Source organism: Rhizobium ecuadorense, from assembly GCF_001187535.1.
In the GTDB taxonomy this organism is placed as follows: domain Bacteria; phylum Pseudomonadota; class Alphaproteobacteria; order Rhizobiales; family Rhizobiaceae; genus Rhizobium; species Rhizobium ecuadorense.
In genome coordinates, this window is record NZ_LFIO01000754.1 from 1 (window position 1) to 18,640 (window position 18,640).

An 18,640-nucleotide genomic window follows, 5' to 3' on the forward strand; every position below is an offset into this window, starting at 1 on the left:
CATCACAATCGATTCATCGATCGCAGGACTTGCTCTAGGTCGCTCGTGGCGGGGCGAAACTCGGTTGCTGAAAACGATGATGCTCTTCGAACGGCGCCAAATAAAATTTTGCCGGCTGCATCCTCCTTGTAAGCGCGGACGATCCATTGGACGCCTGACTATCCTTAAAACGTCGTCTTTTTGCATTCGAGACGGGCAGGAAAGGCTTCATTAACCAACGCAACCAATAGGTATTCTCAGCTATGTCACAGACCCACAAGATTGATCTGCCGTTCGAATGAATGAAACGGCAATTGGAAGATTTGAGTAGACAAGTCGATCGTCCACCTCACCTAAAAGGTTTGCCTTTATGCCCAAGTCCATTAGACTCGCTTTATCTTTGATATTTGTTCTGCTCTCTCTTCTCGCGGCGGGCCAGGGCATCGTGAGTATCGTCAAGCTGCTGTCCATTAGGAGCAATATATCCGAAGTTGCCAGCAACTGGCTGCCATCGATCGATGTGATAAATCGGATCAATACGATCACCGGGGACTACCGCATCCTGCAGTTCAGGCTGGTGACAAACTCATCAGATTCGACGAGCCTTGCGCATAATATCACCACCTTCCGCCAGAAGATGGAGGATCTCGCGAATGCCCGTGGTGAATATGAGCCGATGGTGACATCCGGCGAGGAGCGTCAGGCCTATGACGCGTTCTCCGCTTTGTGGACGCAATATCAGGAGGATGGCGAGCGGATTGTTAAACTAATGCAGGCAGGCAAGAAGGATGAAGCATTTGCTCTTCTAACGAGTGACGCCACGACGAAACTGTATAATGATAGCGGAGCGCTCCTTGACCAGGATGTCGCAGTTAACAAGCGTGGTGGAGTCGCGGCCGTCGGAAACACGATGGGCGCCGTTTCATCGACGGTTTTGGTCACCATTCTTGCCATGGCGCTGGCAACTACGACGGGCATTATAGCCCTGCTTTACTGCATCCGGAAGATTACCGATCCGATCTCGCGGTTGACTACCACGATGGGCGTACTGGCAGATGGTAATCTCGACACTGAGGTTCCTTTCGCAATGCGCGCCGACGAAATCGGCAAGATGTCGAGAGCCGTTGAGGTATTCAAGCAAAACAGCATCAAGGCCCGCGATCTGAACGCGCAGGAGGCCGCGTTGCAGGCCAAGAGCGCCGACTTGCAGTCGAGCATTGCCGAGGTGGTGTCAGCCGCCGTAGCCGGTGACTTCACCCATCGCATCACCAAGAAATACGGCGATGCGGCTCTCGACCGTTTTGCAGGAAGCGTCAACGAGCTGGTCACCTCTGTTGACCGGGGCATCGCCGAAACTCGCCGAGTTATCTCAGCGCTTGCCGATGGGGATCTGACGGAAAACATGTGCGGCGAGTTTCAGGGAGCCTTTGGTGAACTGAAGAGTAATGTCAACGCCACCATGGCAGCCCTTCGATCCGTATTAGGCGAGGTTCGCTCCGCCGTCGACACGATCAACGGCGGAGCCGGCGAGATGCGCATCGCCTCAGGCGACCTTTCAAAGCGCACGGAACAGCAAGCCGCGGCCCTGGAGGAGACCTCTTCGGCGCTTGAGGAAATCACGGTGGCGGTAAAAAGCTCGACAGAAAGAGCCACGGAAGCCAGCCATATGGTCGATGAGGCACGCAGAAGCACCGAGCAGTCGAGCGCGGTTGTCAAAGACGCGGTCGCCGCCATGGGCCGCATCGAGCAGGCCTCGGATGAAATCGGCCAGATCATTAACGTCATTGACGAGATCGCCTTCCAGACCAATCTTTTGGCCCTTAACGCCGGCGTCGAGGCGGCGCGTGCGGGTGACGCTGGAAAGGGTTTCGCCGTTGTGGCTCAGGAGGTGCGTGAACTGGCACAGCGCTCCGCCACTGCCGCCAAGGATATCAAGGCGCTGATCAACCGGTCCGGCGACGAGGTCAAAACTGGGGTCAGGCTGGTAACGGCCACAGGCGATGCCCTTGGTCTAATCCGAGGCCACGTGATCAAGGTGAACGAGCACGTTCATACGATCTCGACGGCGGCACGAGAGCAATCGACCGGGCTGGCGGAAGTCAGCACTGCGGTCAACCAGATGGATCAGACGACCCAGCAGAATGCGGCGATGGTGGAAGAATCGACGGCGGCCACCAACCGGTTGGCGGATGAGGCTTCCAATCTGGCGCGGCTTATTGCGCGCTTCAGGCTCGACGGTTCGACTGTTGTACGGCGTGTTGCCCACCAGAACGGTAAGCCGGCCGCCTCGCCAGCGCGTGCCCTCTCCCAGAAGCTTGCCGGCGCCTTCGGCGGACGTACTACAGCCGCTGTCGCGACTAAGGAATGGGAAGAGTTTTAATGAATCATGTCATAATTCACCGCAGGATATTATCGGTTTCCATCTGGCAGCCAGCAGTTCTGCATGAAGACGACGTTGATCCCGGAAATCCGGGGGTTAGCAGAGGCGACGCCGCTGCCCCTAACGCATGTTCTCGGTTCAGGGATCTGCCGGTTCTGTCATTCCGGTGATAGAGCTTGCTGCCGAGATAACCAATCCCATCGGTCTAGCCACAGCGCCATTGTCGTCGTTGAGGTAGCAGATGGTATCATCGGCCCGGTCGTCGATCAGGTCTCTGGCATTCTATCGATCAACGGCGATCGGATCCAACCGGTTCGGACTTAGGCGCGACTTCGACCCAACCTTCAGCTACGGAATCACTCCGCTTGAACAAGGGATGGAATGCTTCCTTAGTTTTGAGCAAAGGTTTGGCACCAATCAGGACGCATCGCAGCTGCCTAGCAGACTTTTGCTTTTTCACCTTCCGCGACTGTCTTCCTTCAAGACGCGGAGTATTAACGAAATTCAACGAGAGTTCGAAGATGTCCAAAGTTATCGCAATCAATTTCGGGCAACAGGCTAAGACAGATACCCACTTAGAAAGCCACGAAGATGCACAGTCGCAGCGCCTGGAGCAAGAGCGGCTGCAAATGATCCAAATCACCAATCACCTTGAAGCACTGTACGCTCGGCTGCTGACCGTCTGTGGCGACAGACCGAAAAATTAAGGGCGCAGCGATGGTATAGCCCGGTGGAGCGCTGCGAACCACAGCGCCATCGCGAAGGGCTATTTCCGGGTCAGCTTTCGGGCGGAGAGGCCTGCGAAGCACACATAGATCGCCTATGCGGCAGAACATCGCTCATATGCACTGTTTTAGATGGCAGTTCGCCGTAACGTCTCTTGTACTCTGCAGCAAAACGGCCGAGGTGTGTGAAGCCCCACTTAAGCGCTATTTCCGAAACGCTGATTTTAGCGCCGTTTTGCAGCAGTTCCTGTCGAGCTGCGCACATACGCAAGTCTCGGAGGTGCATTGTGGGGCTGGTATTACGAAATTGTCGGAAGCCGTGCTGCAAAGTCCGCACGCTGACCTTGGCCGCAGCGGCGATATCGTTAAGGGAAATGGGTTGAGCCATATGCTCTTCCATAAACTCCATTGCCCGTTTCACGTGGCGAGGCGTGGGAGACGGAGACGGACGACGAAGTTCATCGGTATAGCGATGCATACAGCTTTCGATCAAAAGGTACTCTATCGCGTCGAGGAGCGAGCTATAGGCCGACGGGCATTGTCGCAGAGCCCCCCCGGCACTGAGGCCGCGATGGGCAGACAGGGCTAGTTCTCGCATGAGCGTTCCCGCGCTCGATGCAAGATCAAGGGTCGGCTGAATTTGCAGATTTCCGCTGATCGTCCGATCGAGCATGCGAGAAAGCTTGTCACGCAAGGATTGCGTATCGATCGTCAATGACAGTTGAGATCTTATGCCATCTTGTCGGGCATTCAGCGGAGCATTTGCAACATGCGGCGACTCTACCTGTTGCCCAGACCAATGAAAGACTGCATTCCCGGACGCCGGCAGGAAGACCGTTACGACGTCAACTGGGGAATCTATCATGACCGAGAACGCCCCTTCATGATGGGCATCCGCAACGCCAAAACCATCAAGGGAAATTCGACTGCAGCGAGAGTTAAGCGATCTACTGTCGTGTTGAGCAAGGTCAGAGGACGCCAGGGGCGATGATATCAAAGGCAAAAGACGTTCGGGATCGGAGCCCTCGATAAAGTTGTCTTTCACTAAGGTCCCTTCATCGGGCTTGCTGAACAAACTTTCGGTCATCCAATATAAACCTATCTATGAACACCAACTCGCACATGCCGGGACTAGTTTTCCAAACCTTCAAAGCTCGAGACCGGATGGCGTGCGAGCGATTTTGATCGCGTACATGACCGATTCGGACCTTTGTGGAGGCCGGTTGAATCTCTCATTCCCTAGGCTTTCGTCATGGCGGATCATCACCAGCACCGACATCCACGTTCTCCCGCTCGAGATGGCCTCCTAGTTTTTCAGCGCTGCAGTTGGGAAGCCTCTAATGATGCGATGACTGGCTTCCACAAGCCTCGAACAGATTGACAGATTGTCTGATATACGTTAATGCTATTCCTGATCAAAGGCAAGGCAGCATCAGGGAAATCTGCCACGGTTCTAGTGGAGTTCCCGCACGGCAAATCAATCTAAAGATGCCTCCCAAGGCGAGGGGTGACGGGCTGCTTTCGATCGCAGCCCGTCACGGGAAGGGTGGGAGTGCTATGAGTGGGAGAGAACCTACGCCAACCGACCTTGGAGGCCGTTGAGTCGACACGGAGAAAAATGATTGTGCTGTAGGATGGCCCCACGATTTCGCCACACGCTGGTCCTCTTAACCTGCGCATCAGCATACTTCGGTTATGACGTATAAGAGAGGCACGCTCCAGGCTCAACACTCGGAGACGCAAAGACGTCGACGAGTTCTTTTGGCCTACTAAGCGAGGCGGTCGCGGCAAATATCAATGCGTAAGCCGCGCCTCGTCGCATTGAGTTGACTTTGCGCTCTTCTTAGCGGGTACGGACTCCGGGCGTCTGATTGGGCAAAAGAAGAGCTTAAGGACGAAACCTGATGATGGTCAAACAGCTTGTGCTGCCATAGGCGTGCTGTTGTCTGTGCCGCGCGAACGCGAAAAGCGCGATCAAATCGGAACGTGGCGGCGAGAGAAGACTAACAGGAAAGACCACATCAAACTCAACCGGGTGTCGGAATACCGATGCTTACGGCATTGCGTGCATGAGGCCTCAAAATGACGCCGGTCTCGACATGTGTCCGCCGAAAATCGCAAAAAAGGAATTGACAGATTGTCGGACAAAAATTTTACTATATCGCCCGCGCATTGCTTGTTCGCGGGAGACGCAGCGACGGACCGGGAGTTATAAGTGCTAAACTTGGCCAAAAATGCACAAATTGTCGACCTTCTTAATCTGCCGGAAGCGGCGACCGGCGCGTGATACAAGCGTCTCTGACTCACAAGGCGTGTCATACTCCATCGACCGAGGTACTGGTTGAACGTGACAGTGACGCCAACATTTCTCCTGGGGAAAAAGTCTGTGTCTTGATAGGCGCGTCAAATCCTGTTGGTCTTTGTTTGGCGCGCTCATTTATAGAAAAAGGCTATCGGGTCGCCGTAGGCGACGCCAATCCCGCCGACTTCGCCTCCCTGGCTGAAGGCCAGGGAAACAATTTTTTACCGGTCAAAGTCAACCCGAACAGAGACGTTTACGTCAACTCAATGGCTGACCAGGTGTATTTGCGCTGGAGACGGGTCGACGTTCTGGTGAACATAGTTTTCCGCAGAAATGAAACAACCCAAACTGTAACGGGATCGCTATCCAGCGCGAATCTGGGGCTTGATGCCGTATCCAATCTAATCAGAGTTACAGGTGCCTTTAGCTCTCGACTTCAGGGCGCGGAGCTTGCCGTAGTGGACGTCGCATGGTTCGAAGAGACGACCTCGCTGGAAGCAGAAGCCGTCCTTCAAGCGGCGTTGCGCACTACTACCTCCGCAATTGCTAGGCAATATTTCGGTTCCGGGCTGAGGATAAATGCTGTACACGCCAGCGATGTGAACTCTACGTCTTCAAGCGAAAATGACGTGCTTCGAACAGTGATCCACGCCGTGCAATTCCTGGCGAATTCGGAACTGTCCGGAAAGCTGACAGGGAACGTGCTGGAGATCGATCCTCGGTGCAGATAGATCCACTCCCACGTTCTGATCCGGCAAATCTGCAGGTATTAACCTTCCGTTAAGTTTCTCGAAAGACGCAATGGGTAAGAGGTCAAATCCTAACAACACGTAAAAAAGTTTCGATTGTTTTAGTGAAACTCTTATCCATGTTCGTTCAGGCTCAAACATTACTATTCCAAAAGCGAGGCCCCAGCACCGTTTGAGCCCTTTGGAGGTAAGTATGTTCGTCGATCGCCTGTTATCCACCTTTACCATAAGAGCAAAGGTGTTATTGGTACTTGTACCCTTGATCCTGATATTGGCGGCAGTTGGTGGGGTCGGCTTAAAAGCAACTGGCTTGCTTCAGTCTCGTCTTCGGCTTTCAAATGAGGTTCTTCAGACCTTGAGCGGGTTTCGAAGTGTCGCGGAAAGCATGAACCGCTTTTTGGCGCAAAGCTCAACGGAGTACCGAGATGAGGCGCTGACAAGTTTAAACGGGCAGAGCGCAACCATGCAGTCGCTCCAGGAAGCGGCGGCAGGTAGCGGGAGCGAAACTGGTGCGCTCGAAAACAGTGTATCGGCAATGTCCGTTATCTCGGGCAGCATCGGCCGCATGTGGTCTTTGCATAATGACGAGGAATCCGTTCGCAGCGACATTGTTTCCAACTTGTCGAAGATCAAGGAGGTCGGAGGCGCCCTTAAATTGGCTGCGGTTGATGTGCGCTCACAAGTACGCAATCAGGAGAACTCCGGGAAAACCATGCTCCGGGAGGCTACCCGCTCACTCGATACGGCATCAGTTATGCAACACATGGCGGAAGACTTGGTGAGCTTGCCGGACGGAGCGAAGCAGCCTCCGACTGTCGCCCAGCAAGGGCTTGTGATCAAAAAGTCGCTAAAAACAGTTAAGCGGGTAGTCTCGACTGCTGACGAGCAGGCCGTTACTAAAATTGAGAGGACTATCGCCAAGCTAATCGCCAACCCCGAATTTGTCGACCCTTCCACACGGCTTGCCGGCTCTGACCTACAGAGCTTTGCGACGAACCTGCGAGTGGATGCGATCCAGCACATGATTGAAGGAACAAATGCGATCCGGGCGTTGGATAAAGCGTTGACGGATTCCGAAATGCTTGTTGCGACGGCGACAACGATCGGCCAGGACGCCGATTCGATCGAAATCGAAATCAATAACCTGTTCCGTACAGCCAACGCAGAGAATCAGCAGCGCCTCGTTGAGCAACTTACAAAATTGGCGCGTGACACCGTGGCAGTTGGAGGCGTTGCCAGCTCGATATCTGGCTTCGATAAAATGCAGGAAGATCTATTCGCCCAGGTGGATTCTATCCAAGAGAACACAGAGAAGCTGGTCAAGATAGCGGAAGCCCGCCAAGCGCAATATTCTGAGGCGGACAAAACCGGTCAGGAGATCTGGAAAAACCTCGTAACTTTTGCAGCAACTCAGGAAAACGATGCTCGCAATGAAAGCAATCTTGCCCGCTTGCTGTCAACTATCGCCACAGTGTCCGGCGTCTTGGTAGCCTTGGCGGCTGGCGCCGGCCTGATGGCGACACTTCGCGCCCCGATCGAACGGATCGCGAAGCGCATGCAAGAGCTGGCAAAGGGCGATCTTCGATCGCAGATTGTCGGACGTGACCGGAGAGACGAAATAGGTGAAATGGCTCGCGCACTCGAGGTTTTCCGTGAAAATGCTGTCTCGAAGATGGACATCGAGACACGAACGGAAGCCGATAGGAAAACCGTTGAACAGGAGCGGATGGATCGTGAACGCGAACGCGCTCAGATGGAGGAGGAGGTCGCAACTGCCGTCACCATTCTAGGAGAGGCGTTATCTCGATTGGCGCGTGGCGACATCTCTCAAGAAATTGACCGCCAATTCCATCCCAATCTTGAGCCGCTGAGGCGCGATTTCAATCACTCGCTTTCGATCCTGAGAGAGACAGTGTCTCATATCGACGAGAATACCAATCAAATTCAATGGGGAACCAGCGAGCTTTTCAAAGCCTCAGATGATCTGTCGCGGCGAACTGAATTGCAAGCCGCCTCACTGGAGGAGGCTGCGGCCGCCGTCGAACAGGTGACGGTCACGGTCAGAAAATCATCCGAGAATGCCTATGAAACCCAGGCTTTCGTGTCCGTTGTTAAAGAACACGCCGAGGGTGCGGCAACCATTGTGACCGATGCGATCAACGCAATGGGCAGAATAGAAGACGCGTCCCACAAGATCGGCCAAATCATTGGTTTGATCGATACGATTGCGTTCCAGACAAATCTTTTGGCACTAAATGCTGGTGTCGAGGCGGCTCGTGCTGGAGATGCCGGAAAGGGTTTTGCAGTCGTAGCCCAGGAAGTGCGCGAACTTGCCCAGAAATCATCAGCTGCAGCCCGCGAGATTCGCCACCTGATTTCGGAATCCTCTTCGGAGGTGGCGATCGGCTCAGATTACGTGGGGAAAGCAGGTGAGGCGTTACACAACATAACGGCGTCGATCTTGAAGATTTCCGATCGGATTGATCAAATCGTCAATTCGAGCCGCGAGCAAGCGGCGTCCCTCGCCGAGATCAACAATAACGTCAATGTACTTGACCAGGGAACACAACAAAACGCTGCCATGGCCGAGCAGACAAATGCCGCGGCAAAGACTCTCTCGGATCAGACTAACGAACTCAGCGAGCGGCTCGCTTCATTCAAATTGACCGAAGATAAGTCGACGCGTCGGGTTAGGTTAGTGGCGTAAGCTACGCATCGAACGGGACTGCCACGCGTCGGATGGCCACTGTGATAGCGGCGTTCTACTGAAGGGAAATCCGCTTACGGAAGCGAAATCCGGCCATAGGCTCTTGGTCTCCCTTTCGCCGCCCGTCTGACTGTAAAAAACCCACCTAGAGCCGATCAACCTTCAAGAGATCAACTGCTTTGCAATGCTCAGAGACACGAGAGGTATCAAATCCGTGCGCATACGTGAAATTACAAGAGCCATTATTCTAATCACCGGCTTGGTGATCCCTTCTGTAGCGGCCGCCGGTGGCCTTACGGAATTGCCGCGGGAGGAACGAAAAACCTACGAGTTGCTCGATCCAAAGTTGCCTACAGGTGAATCTGTCTTCCGCACGTTTAAGGCACAGCGAGCACCGCCGTGGAAAATTGGGTACGCATCGACATATGCTGACAATTCTTGGCGTGCGAGTATTCTTGATGAGTTCACAAACAAGATTGTTCCAGCTTTCAAGAAAGCGGGGCTGGTCTCCGAGTTCATCGTCACCCAGTCAAATCTTGAAGACGCTGTCCAGATCAGGCAGATGCGGCAGATGGTAGACGACGGCGTTGATGCAATTATTATCTGCTGTTCGAACCTCACGGCGCTTAATCCTACGATAGAGTATGCGTATTCAAAAGGAGTGCCTGTGTTCTCGTACTCTGGTTACGTAACATCGCCGTTCGCCGTCAACGCAACTGAGAACAACATGCAAGGCGGGTTTGAGGCGGCGAAGTGGCTCGCTGAAGAAATCGAAGGAAGTGGCAATGTGCTTCTCGTTTCGGGGATCTCCGGCTTTGCCTCCTCGGACAGCTTTGACGTCGGCGCAAAGAAGGCTCTGGAGTATTATCCCGAGATAAAGATCGTAGGTCATGTCGACGGGAAGTGGACAGACAAGGTCGCGCAGGCCGAGGTGCAAAAATTCCTTGCAGCGAATCCCGGTCGAATTGATGGTATTATCGTTCAGTCGGGAGCTGAGAATGGTGTTATCAACGCGGTGCGCCAGTCCGGGCGCGACATGATCCCAATCGTTCTAGGGGGCGAAGCTTCGGCAGCCTGTTACTGGCGACGGAACCCCGACTTCGTAAGCAAGAGTTTTCATTTCTGGCCGCCGCGCTCTGAGGCGGGTTTCGTATGGGACGTAATGATGCGAACTCTTGAGGGACAGGGCCCCAAAATTCAGACAATCCTGCGGCCAGCAATTCCCAGTACCATAGAGGATGTAATGGCGGATTTGCCAGCTGATTGCGATCCTAACTCTGAGGATTGGATCGAGCCGAAGAATACAGCTTGGTGGTCTGCCAGCGCTGCTGCTAAATATTTCGATAACCCAGCGGATCCGCTCTCCTGGAAGCCGGCCGATTGAAGATCGCATGCGGGGTCTGTGTGGAATGCGGTGCCTTCATGATCGGCTCTCGTGCAAGGTAGGCTGCGCTAAGGAATGACAGTTCAAATTGGGAAATGCCCGGGTCGCCTCAGGAGACATGAGACAAGCGATCCGGTTCCAACGAACATATTTGCTCCGCGGTAGCATTCTTCCTCCGGCCCTCCTCTCGCCAAACGGGACAACATACTCATTGCGCCTTTCAATCTACGTGCTGCCGCGAAGGTTGTTGCTTCGAATGTGAAAGCAAAGTTCATTTCCGACCGCACTATCCGGCTCAGGCCGACGCGCGGTTCGACGCCTTACTGACATATCTGCATCAATTTGTTGCTCGAATGATTTGGGTGGCGTTCCCGGAATTCCTGATCGGATGGATGATGCATCTGTCTTGGCCCTCGGTAAGGAGCTTCACGATGAATTCGACTTTACAACCGCTTTGGCAACGCTCCTTTTTTCAGAAAAGGCGCAATCGCCGGAGAGACGAAGCGCTGCATCATGATACCTCAGCCGACCGAGGAGCGCTGCTTGAAGCATTGATCGGCGTGTTGCCCCTCCCAATTTTCTTCAAAGATCTGCACGGTCGCTATGTCGGTTGCAACAAGGTTTTCGAAGATCTCCTCGGTCGCTCGCGCGACGAGATCATCGGGAATACAGATTTTGATCTCAGTTCAACGCAACTGGCGGAAATTTATTCTATTGAAGAGAAAGGCCTTCTTGAAAGGGGTGGAGCCCAAGTCTCCGAGCGTAAGATCGCTCTCGCAAACGGCGCCATCCTGGATGTTGTCTGCAACAAGGCAGTTTTCAGAGGTCACGACGACGAGCCCGCGGGTCTGATTGGCGTTATCATCGACATAACCGAACACAAGTTGGCGGAGCAGGAACTCAAAAACGCTCTCGAACTAGCCCAAGGGATCGTCACCGCTATTCCAGACGTTCTGTTTGAGGTCGACGAGGATGGGCGATATCTTCAGGTCTGGACCAGAAATCCCGAACTACTAGCCCAGCAGCGGGAAATGCTACTGGGTAGGACGGTCGACCAAGTTCTTGCGCCTGATCAAGCGGCTATTGCAATGGAGGCGCTTCGAACTGCAAGCAGTGAAGGAGTTGCCTACGGTCGATGCATTAGCGTATCCTTGCCAAACGGCGAGACCCGATGGTTCGAGTTGTCGGTGGCTAGACGACCAAGCGCCGATCCTGACGCCGCCACCACGCTCCTGGCATTTTCGCGTGATGTCACGGAACGAAGGCAGGCGGAAGACGCCATCAACTCCGTGCGGACGCAATTGCTAAGTGTGCTGCAAACCATTCCTGACATGGTTTGGGTAAAGAATGTCGATGGCGTACACCTGTTGTGCAATCATGCATTTGAGCGGCTGACCGGGAAATCGGAGGCGGAGGTCGTTGGAAAAACGGACCTTGAATTGTTCGGGGCTGAGAGAGCTCACATTTCCGGAAAATCTGATGAGGCCACGATCGAAGCCGGTGGCATACTTATCGACGAGAATTGGGTGGTTTCCCCGGAGAACGGTCAGTCCATTCTTCTCGAAACACGTAAACTTGCGGTCCTCGGCGCCGGGGGAGAGGTTACAGGAGTCCTCGGGGTCTCTCGCGATGTCACGGAACTGAACGCCTCGCGGGAAAAAATCAGGCAAATGGCCTTTTACGATCCGGTGACTTCTTTGCCGAACCGCTTGCTGTTTAACGAGCGATTGCAAAAGGTCGTCAGTGACGCGTCGTCTCAACGTCGGCGGACAGGGGTAATGCTGATTGACATCGACCATTTCAAAGTCGTGAACGATACGATGGGTCACCCTGTGGGTGATCAACTACTCTGCCAGGTCGCTACCCGGCTTAAGAAATCTGTCCGCGATCTCGACACGGTTGCGCGTCTCGGCGGCGACGAGTTCGCGATTCTGTTGCCGGAAATCCAGACAACCGACGATCTCGATTGGGTTGCGTGCTCGATCCTCGAGAGATTCAAGGAATCTTTCCTATTGGATGGCAAGGAAGTCTACGTGTCATGCAGTGTAGGCATCGCGATCTCGCCCGACGACAGCACAGATGTCAACGATCTGGTGAAATACGCCGACTCTGCGATGTATCTTGCCAAACGCTCGGGGAGAAACAGTTTTCGCTTTTATTCGAAGGATTTGACTGTGGGCGTGGAGGAGCGCATGCAGTTGGAATCTGAATTGCGCCGCGCTATCGAGCGCGAAGAATTGGAGCTGCACTACCAGCCCAAGGTGCTTCTGGACAGCGGCGTAATGATAGGATCGGAAGCGTTGTTGAGATGGCCTCATCCCGAGATGGGCATGATTCCGCCGGTTCGATTCATTCCGGTCGCTGAGGATACCGGGCTGATCGTTGAACTCGGGCGATGGGTGCTGCGTGAAGCGTGCAAGACGGCGAAGGAGCTGAACGCCGATTGCCACCACCTGCACAAGATTGCAGTCAACCTTTCGGGTAAGCAATTCCAATGCTCACGGTTGGTAAACGAGATCGCTGCAATCCTCGGTGAAACCGGTTGCCGCGCGGAATGGATCGAAATCGAAATCACGGAGAGTCTGCTTCTCGATCGGAAGGGCGAGACCCTGCAGACGCTTCTTAAGCTGCGTCAAATGGGATTTTCGATTGCTATCGATGATTTTGGCACCGGTTACTCGGCGCTCAACTATCTAGCCCGCTTCCCGATCGACACGCTGAAGATCGATCGGTCATTCATAAATAGCTCGGACAAAAGGAACGAAGAATTGGTCAAAGCGATTCTGTCCATTGCACAATGTCTTGGGCAGGACGTGGTGGCGGAAGGTGTTGAGACCGCCGAGCAGGCAGCATTTCTCGCAGCGAACGGATGCGGTTCGGCGCAAGGCTTCTTTTACAGCAAGGCCCTGCCGAAGATGGAATTGATCGCTCTTTGGGTGCGCGCGTCCGCCACCGGCTTCGTTTCAGATCGTTACGCCGCTTCGCGATGATGAGCGCGAATAAGGGAAAATGTCACCTGTCTGATGGACGGTGATGCGGTGCGCGCTGTGAGACAACTCAACTTGAGCCTCGTCAATCTCTGAATGTCTGCGGTTTTTCGCGGAACAGGGGGCAACGCTGGGTCAACGACCATGCGTTGTGCGGCCCCGCGAGCGGCATTCTCGAATGCTCTGCTCCTACTGCGCGGCATTCGGTAGGCCGGGGAAAACGCGGTACACCGGCTCCTAAAGCAAGGCAGTCGCTCTCGATATGGCTTTCTTCAAAAATATTTGACAGATTATCATACAATCTGCCAAAAATGTCGCCAAGCACCTGATGGGAGGAAAATCAGTGTCTCTTAGTATGCATCACCTGGCCAAGCTTCCGTATTTTTATCCGTTCGAATTTGGCGATGGAAAAATCACGGTACTGTCCGACGGGCCGTTAGAGCTAGGAGATCCTCGCCTGAACTTCTTGGGGGTAGAGCCACGCACGGTCAGCCTGATGCTAGAGGACAATTTCCTGCCAACGAACAAAGTTGTACTCGAGCAAAACGTGCCGCTTGTTGAGATAAATGGAAGAACAATTCTATTTGATACCGGGATGGGGTCTTCCAAAGCTTTCGGGCCCACCACAGGTCGACTCCTAGCCAGCCTGAGAGAGGCAGGTCGAGATCCGACGGAGATCGATGCGGTGGTTCTGTCGCACGCCCATATCGATCATATCGGCGGTCTGTGCGATGCCAATGGAAGGTTAAATTTCCCGAACGCCGACATCTTCATCAGTGAGCGAGACTTCACGGACTGGACGGACGGGTCGTCGATCGATTCTTCATTTCAATTTCAAATCGATAACGCTCGGCGAAACCTGCTTCCCCACAAGGATCGGACCTTCTTTTTCAAAGACGGCGAGGAGTTCTTGCCGGGCGTTCACGCGATTTCGGCCCCCGGCCACACGCTCGGTCATCATTGTTTTATGCTGCAGTCGGGAAACGATCGCCTCTGTTTTCTCGGCGACCTTACGCACCATCATATCCTGTTGATGGAGAGGCCGATGATGGAATTCCGATACGACACGGACCCGAAGCTGTCAGCTAGATCCCGCACGCGCGTGCTTGATATGCTGGCGACAGATCGCATTGCGGTAATGTCCTATCACTTCGCATGGCCAGGTGCCGGGCATGTGGTGCGAAACGGAGACGGATTCCGCTATATCCCCTCTCCAATGCAGTTGCTTGCACATCGATAAGGAATTTCAAAGATGCAGATGCGTTCGGTAATCCTCAGGGAGTCGGGTCTGCCGAAGCCCTATTCAAATTCGAAACCTCTTAAGATTGAGCTTGTGGAACTGACGCCGCCTGGCCCCATGGAGGTGTTGGTCAAGATCAAGGCTGCCGGTGTCTGCCACTCTGACCTGTCCGCAATCAATGGGGACAGACCGCGTCCGCTTCCAGTCGCTCTAGGCCATGAGGCATCTGGCGTCGTCGCAGCAATCGGACCGAGTGTCGAGAAGGTTGAGGTTGGTGACCATGTAGTCATGTCATTTCTGCCGGTTTGTGGCCATTGCTCATATTGCGCTGAAGGCCGCGCCAGCCTCTGCGAACCGGGCTACCAGGCCAATGCTGCAGGAACGCTTCTATCCGGCGGCAAGCACATCCGTTTGAGAGGATACGAAATTAACCACCATAGCGGCGTTTCTGCGTTTTCCGAATATGCTGTCGTGTCGGCGAGCTCGGTAGTCAAAGTGACCAAAGATATCGATTTGGCGACAGCTGCTCTCTTCGGCTGTGCCGTTATGACCGGCGTTGGAGCTGTGATGAACACGTGTGGGGTCCGCCCAGGCCGTAGTGTGGCGGTAATCGGGCTCGGCGGCGTAGGCCTTTCGGCGATACTTGGCGCTGTTGCGAGCGGTGCAAGCGATATCGTGGCGATCGACCTAATCCAAGCGAAGCTGGATCTTGCCAAGGAGCTGGGAGCGACGAAGACTTTTTTGGCCACCTCGCCGAATATTGTTGCCCAAGTAAAAGGCGCGACAAGCGGCGGGGTAGACTACGCGATAGAGATGGCTGGATCCAAAAAGGCATTCGAGCTTGCATATGAGATTACCCGGCGCGGAGGGATGACCGCTACGGCCGGACTGGCCAGCGCAAATTCCCGTTTCGAGGTTTCGCCCTTGCCGTTGGTCGGAGAGGAGAGAACGATCAAGGGCAGCTATATGGGTTCCTGCGTGCCATCGCGCGACATACCCCGCTATATCGACCTTTACCTCAAAGGTAAGCTGCCAGTGGACAAATTGCTGTCGAGCACTGGCCCCCTTGATGAGATCAATGAGGTTTTCGACCGTCTTGACAGGGCCGAGATCAATCGACACCTAGTCTTGATGGACTGATGGCGGGGAGAATTCTCTTGAACGAGTGGACAGTGCTCGCCATCCATTACGGCACCGCGCAAAGACCAGTAAGTGACCTGATACTAGAGACGAATGACATTCATGATCGTCCATCACAAATCGACTACTTCGTGTGGCTGATCCGTCTCGAGGACCGATTAATTCTTGTTGACACTGGTTTCGAAGCCGGAGAGGGCGCGGCCAGAGGGCGGACCCTCTTGATCCATCCGGTGGCAGCACTGAGCAGCCTTGGCATCAAATCCAGCGAAATTACTGATGTCGTTGTGACACACCTGCACTACGATCACGCCGGAAACCTCCCGGCCTTTCCTAACGCCACTTTTCACATTCAGGATCGGGAGATGGCGTATGGAACGGGGCGGTGTATGTGCCATGAGCGAATGCGTCGGCCTTTTGCTACAGAAGGTGTCGTCGACGCGGTCCGGCTCGTTTTTCAGTCACGGGTACGGTTCCATGATGGGGATGGGGAAATTGTTCCTGGATGCAGGGTGCATCTGGTTGGCGGTCACTCGAAAGGTTTGCAAGTTGTTACGGTGGCAACAGGCGGCGCTTTGCTGGTTATCGCTTCCGACGCGCTTCATTTCCAGCACTATCTTGAAAATGACGGCGCGTTTCCCCTGTTTGCAGATTACCTAGAGGTCATCGAGGGTTACAACAAGCTCCGCGTCCTTGCCGGAGCAAACGGACTCATCATTCCGGGTCATGACCCTGAGGTGCTACAGAAATTTTCTCCCCTTGCGCCAGACCTCCAGTTCGCTAGAGTTCTCCTGTGACCCACAATAAACCGATTGAAATTTTTTGCTGTTTGCAGACAATCGGGTTGTCCTACGAAACGCTCCGGCAGTATATTGATTCTGTGCGTCACTAGAAATTTCATCGAAGGTTTGTTGTGAATGGGAACGATCGACCTCCAGATTAGACGTCAAAACGCCTCTCTTCGAATCCTTGTTGAGGATAAGCTCCGGCAGGCTATTTCAAGTGGCCGTTTCAAGCCCGGGCAGCGGCTGGTGGAGCGCGAGTTGTGCGAACTTATCGGGGTTGGCCGAACTTCAGTTCGCGAGGCGCTACGCCAGTTAGAAGCTGAAGGGCTTATTACTAGCTATCCGCATCGGGGGCCGGTTGTCAGCACTATCAGCTACGAGGAGGCTAGGCAGCTTTATAGTGTACGCGCGCTGCTTGAAAGCTTTGCCGGCCAGGAGTTCGCCGAGAACGGTTCGAATGAAGAGATCGTTGCTCTCCTCGAGACCGTGGAAGCGTTCGAAGCCGCAGCCAAGAGCGGTTCCGGAACGCGGATCATCGAAGCCAAGACCGCTTTTTACGATTGTTTGATGACCGGCAGCAAGAACGTGTTTGTGAAGCAAATGCTCACGTCGTTGCACAACCGGGTCACATTGTTGCGGATGACATCGATGACCCAGCCAGGGCGGCTGCAGAACAGCGTTTTCGAAATAAGAGAGATTGCGGCCGCTATTGCGTTGCGTGATGGCGACAGGGCAGCCGCGCTTTGCAAGCGCCATATCGAAATCGCGGCTAAGGTGGCGTTGGACTACTTGAGCAAGAACCCCGTCGAAACCTCCGAGTAGTTCCACAAAACGAAGTTCAGGCGACGGCTAAGGTTGACAGATTGTCTGAAAATCTGCTTACCTCTCTTATGGGAGGTGAGACACAGGAAGTGCGGCTTCCCAACAACATCATTTTGTTAGGGAGGACGTATGGGCGCCCATGCCGAGCTGATTAAACGCGTAACCCTGGCGATCGAAGATCCGGAGCTACCGCGACTGACCCCAGGTCTTACAACACGGATCTCGTTGCAAGTTGGACCAGAAAAGTCATCACTTGCTGTGGGAGGCGGGATAGTCGCACTGGACGGCGCGGACGAAAATGCTGACGTCATACTGAGTGCCCCAGAAGGAGCTTGGGAAAAGGTTATGCAGGTGCCGCCGCCGGCAACCTACCATTCGTTCACCGCCTTTCAACTCGCTAACCCTGAGTTCACGTTATCTGGTTCGCCCGTAGCAATCGCTCAAGCGCGTCCCGCTCTGGAGCGACTGTTCGAAATCGTCGTAGCGTCTCCGCCCCTAGTTGCGCCGAAGGTCGATCGAAATATTGAACAGGTCACCGGACGCTATAAGCGGGTAGAGGTCGGCGGCGTAGAACACGATATCTTTTACGAGGAAGCCGGTGCAGGAACTCCTATCCTTTTCCTCCATACGGCTGGCGCAGACGGCCGTCAGTTTCTACCGCAACTCTCCGACACTGGGTTTGCGCGTACGAACCGATTGATCTCAGTTGATCTGCCGTTTCACGGACGTTCGATGCCTCCTTTAACTTGGGACGGCTCGCCCTATCAACTCACAACGGATCTCTACCTGACCTGGTGCACGGCGATACTCGACCAGCTCGTCGGAGACAGAGCTATCGTCGTTGGAGGATCTATGGGCGCGGCGATGTGCATGGTGCTGGCGGCGGAGCGACCGGAACGTCTAATGGGTGTAATTGCGGTCGAGCCGCCGTTGAAGTCAAAGGGCCGTCGCAACCCCTTTCAACACAACGTCAACGTTCATGGGTCGCTTCATAACTCAGCCTATGTCCGCGGAATCATGAGCCCGCTCAGCCCGCAAGAAGAGCGACGCCGCGCCAGTTGGATCTACTCGCAGGGTGCTCCTGGAGTTTATCCCGGCGATCTTTCGTTCTACAGCGACGAGTTCGACGGTGCCGTCGTCGGTCCGAAGATTGATGCCAAGCGAACACCGACCGTTCTTCTCTCCGGGACCTATGACTACTCTGCGACGCCTGCAGACGGAGCAGCGCTAGCGGCCCTCATTCCTGGCAGCCGTCATGTCGTTATGGAGGGGCTTGGGCACTTTCCGATGTGCGAAAATCCTGACTATTTCCGGAGCTTCTTGCAAGACGCTATTCGGTTCGTCGAAGATAACGGCTGATCACAAAGCAACCGCGTTGGCCATTTACCGATCGTGTCCCAGTACGTGGCGTAGGTGACGGTAGGGAGTAAAGCCGAGCGCCTG

The 18,640-nt window shown here is 54.3% G+C and carries 12 protein-coding genes; 11 read left to right on the plus strand and 1 reads right to left on the minus strand.

What is annotated here, in order from left to right:
- The first annotated feature begins 349 nt into the window (after window positions 1–349).
- Both AF337_RS13705 and AF337_RS13710 read left to right on the plus strand, forming a co-directional pair.
- Window positions 350–2,359, plus strand: coding sequence for a HAMP domain-containing methyl-accepting chemotaxis protein (locus AF337_RS13705; RefSeq protein ID WP_012489469.1), 2,010 nt, complete (start codon window positions 350–352; stop codon window positions 2,357–2,359).
- Between the two features lie 521 nt (window positions 2,360–2,880).
- Window positions 2,881–3,066 carry a hypothetical protein gene (locus AF337_RS13710; protein WP_004673279.1) on the plus strand — a complete coding sequence of 62 codons (186 nt, stop codon included), beginning with the start codon at window positions 2,881–2,883 and terminating at the stop codon, window positions 3,064–3,066.
- Window positions 3,067–3,136: 70 nt separating this feature from the next.
- Here AF337_RS13710 and AF337_RS40380 read toward each other — a convergent pair whose 3' ends face one another.
- On the minus strand, window positions 3,137–4,171 hold the full coding sequence (locus AF337_RS40380; protein WP_008534360.1) for an AraC family transcriptional regulator: 1,035 nt from the start codon (window positions 4,169–4,171) through the stop codon (window positions 3,137–3,139).
- A gap of 1,304 nt (window positions 4,172–5,475) precedes the next feature.
- Between AF337_RS40380 and AF337_RS13720 the strand changes: the two genes are divergently transcribed.
- From AF337_RS13720 to AF337_RS13760, 9 genes are all read left to right on the plus strand, one after another.
- Window positions 5,476–6,117, plus strand: coding sequence for an SDR family oxidoreductase (locus AF337_RS13720; protein ID WP_010031458.1), 642 nt, complete (start codon window positions 5,476–5,478; stop codon window positions 6,115–6,117).
- A gap of 211 nt (window positions 6,118–6,328) precedes the next feature.
- Window positions 6,329–8,842 carry a methyl-accepting chemotaxis protein gene (locus tag AF337_RS13725; RefSeq protein WP_008534365.1) on the plus strand — a complete coding sequence of 838 codons (2,514 nt, stop codon included), beginning with the start codon at window positions 6,329–6,331 and terminating at the stop codon, window positions 8,840–8,842.
- 184 nt (window positions 8,843–9,026) lie between these two features.
- On the plus strand, window positions 9,027–10,226 hold the full coding sequence (locus AF337_RS13730) for an ABC transporter substrate-binding protein (RefSeq protein WP_008534366.1): 1,200 nt from the start codon (window positions 9,027–9,029) through the stop codon (window positions 10,224–10,226).
- A gap of 431 nt (window positions 10,227–10,657) precedes the next feature.
- The gene (locus AF337_RS13735) at window positions 10,658–13,216 is read left to right on the plus strand and encodes a sensor domain-containing protein (RefSeq protein WP_004673285.1); all 2,559 of its coding nucleotides are present in this window, start codon (window positions 10,658–10,660) and stop codon (window positions 13,214–13,216) included.
- 352 nt (window positions 13,217–13,568) lie between these two features.
- Window positions 13,569–14,453, plus strand: coding sequence for an MBL fold metallo-hydrolase (locus AF337_RS13740; protein WP_011053353.1), 885 nt, complete (start codon window positions 13,569–13,571; stop codon window positions 14,451–14,453).
- A gap of 12 nt (window positions 14,454–14,465) precedes the next feature.
- A complete protein-coding gene (locus tag AF337_RS13745; RefSeq protein WP_004673287.1) occupies window positions 14,466–15,593 on the plus strand; it encodes a zinc-dependent alcohol dehydrogenase family protein in 1,128 nt (375 codons plus the stop codon).
- The gene (locus AF337_RS13750) at window positions 15,593–16,387 is read left to right on the plus strand and encodes an N-acyl homoserine lactonase family protein (protein ID WP_018247149.1); all 795 of its coding nucleotides are present in this window, start codon (window positions 15,593–15,595) and stop codon (window positions 16,385–16,387) included. Before AF337_RS13745 ends, AF337_RS13750 begins: the two co-directional genes overlap by 1 nt.
- A 120-nt stretch (window positions 16,388–16,507) precedes the next feature.
- On the plus strand, window positions 16,508–17,197 hold the full coding sequence (locus tag AF337_RS13755; RefSeq protein WP_004673291.1) for a GntR family transcriptional regulator: 690 nt from the start codon (window positions 16,508–16,510) through the stop codon (window positions 17,195–17,197).
- A gap of 129 nt (window positions 17,198–17,326) precedes the next feature.
- Window positions 17,327–18,556, plus strand: coding sequence for an alpha/beta fold hydrolase (locus AF337_RS13760; RefSeq protein ID WP_008534369.1), 1,230 nt, complete (start codon window positions 17,327–17,329; stop codon window positions 18,554–18,556).
- Window positions 18,557–18,640: the final 84 nt, after the last annotated feature.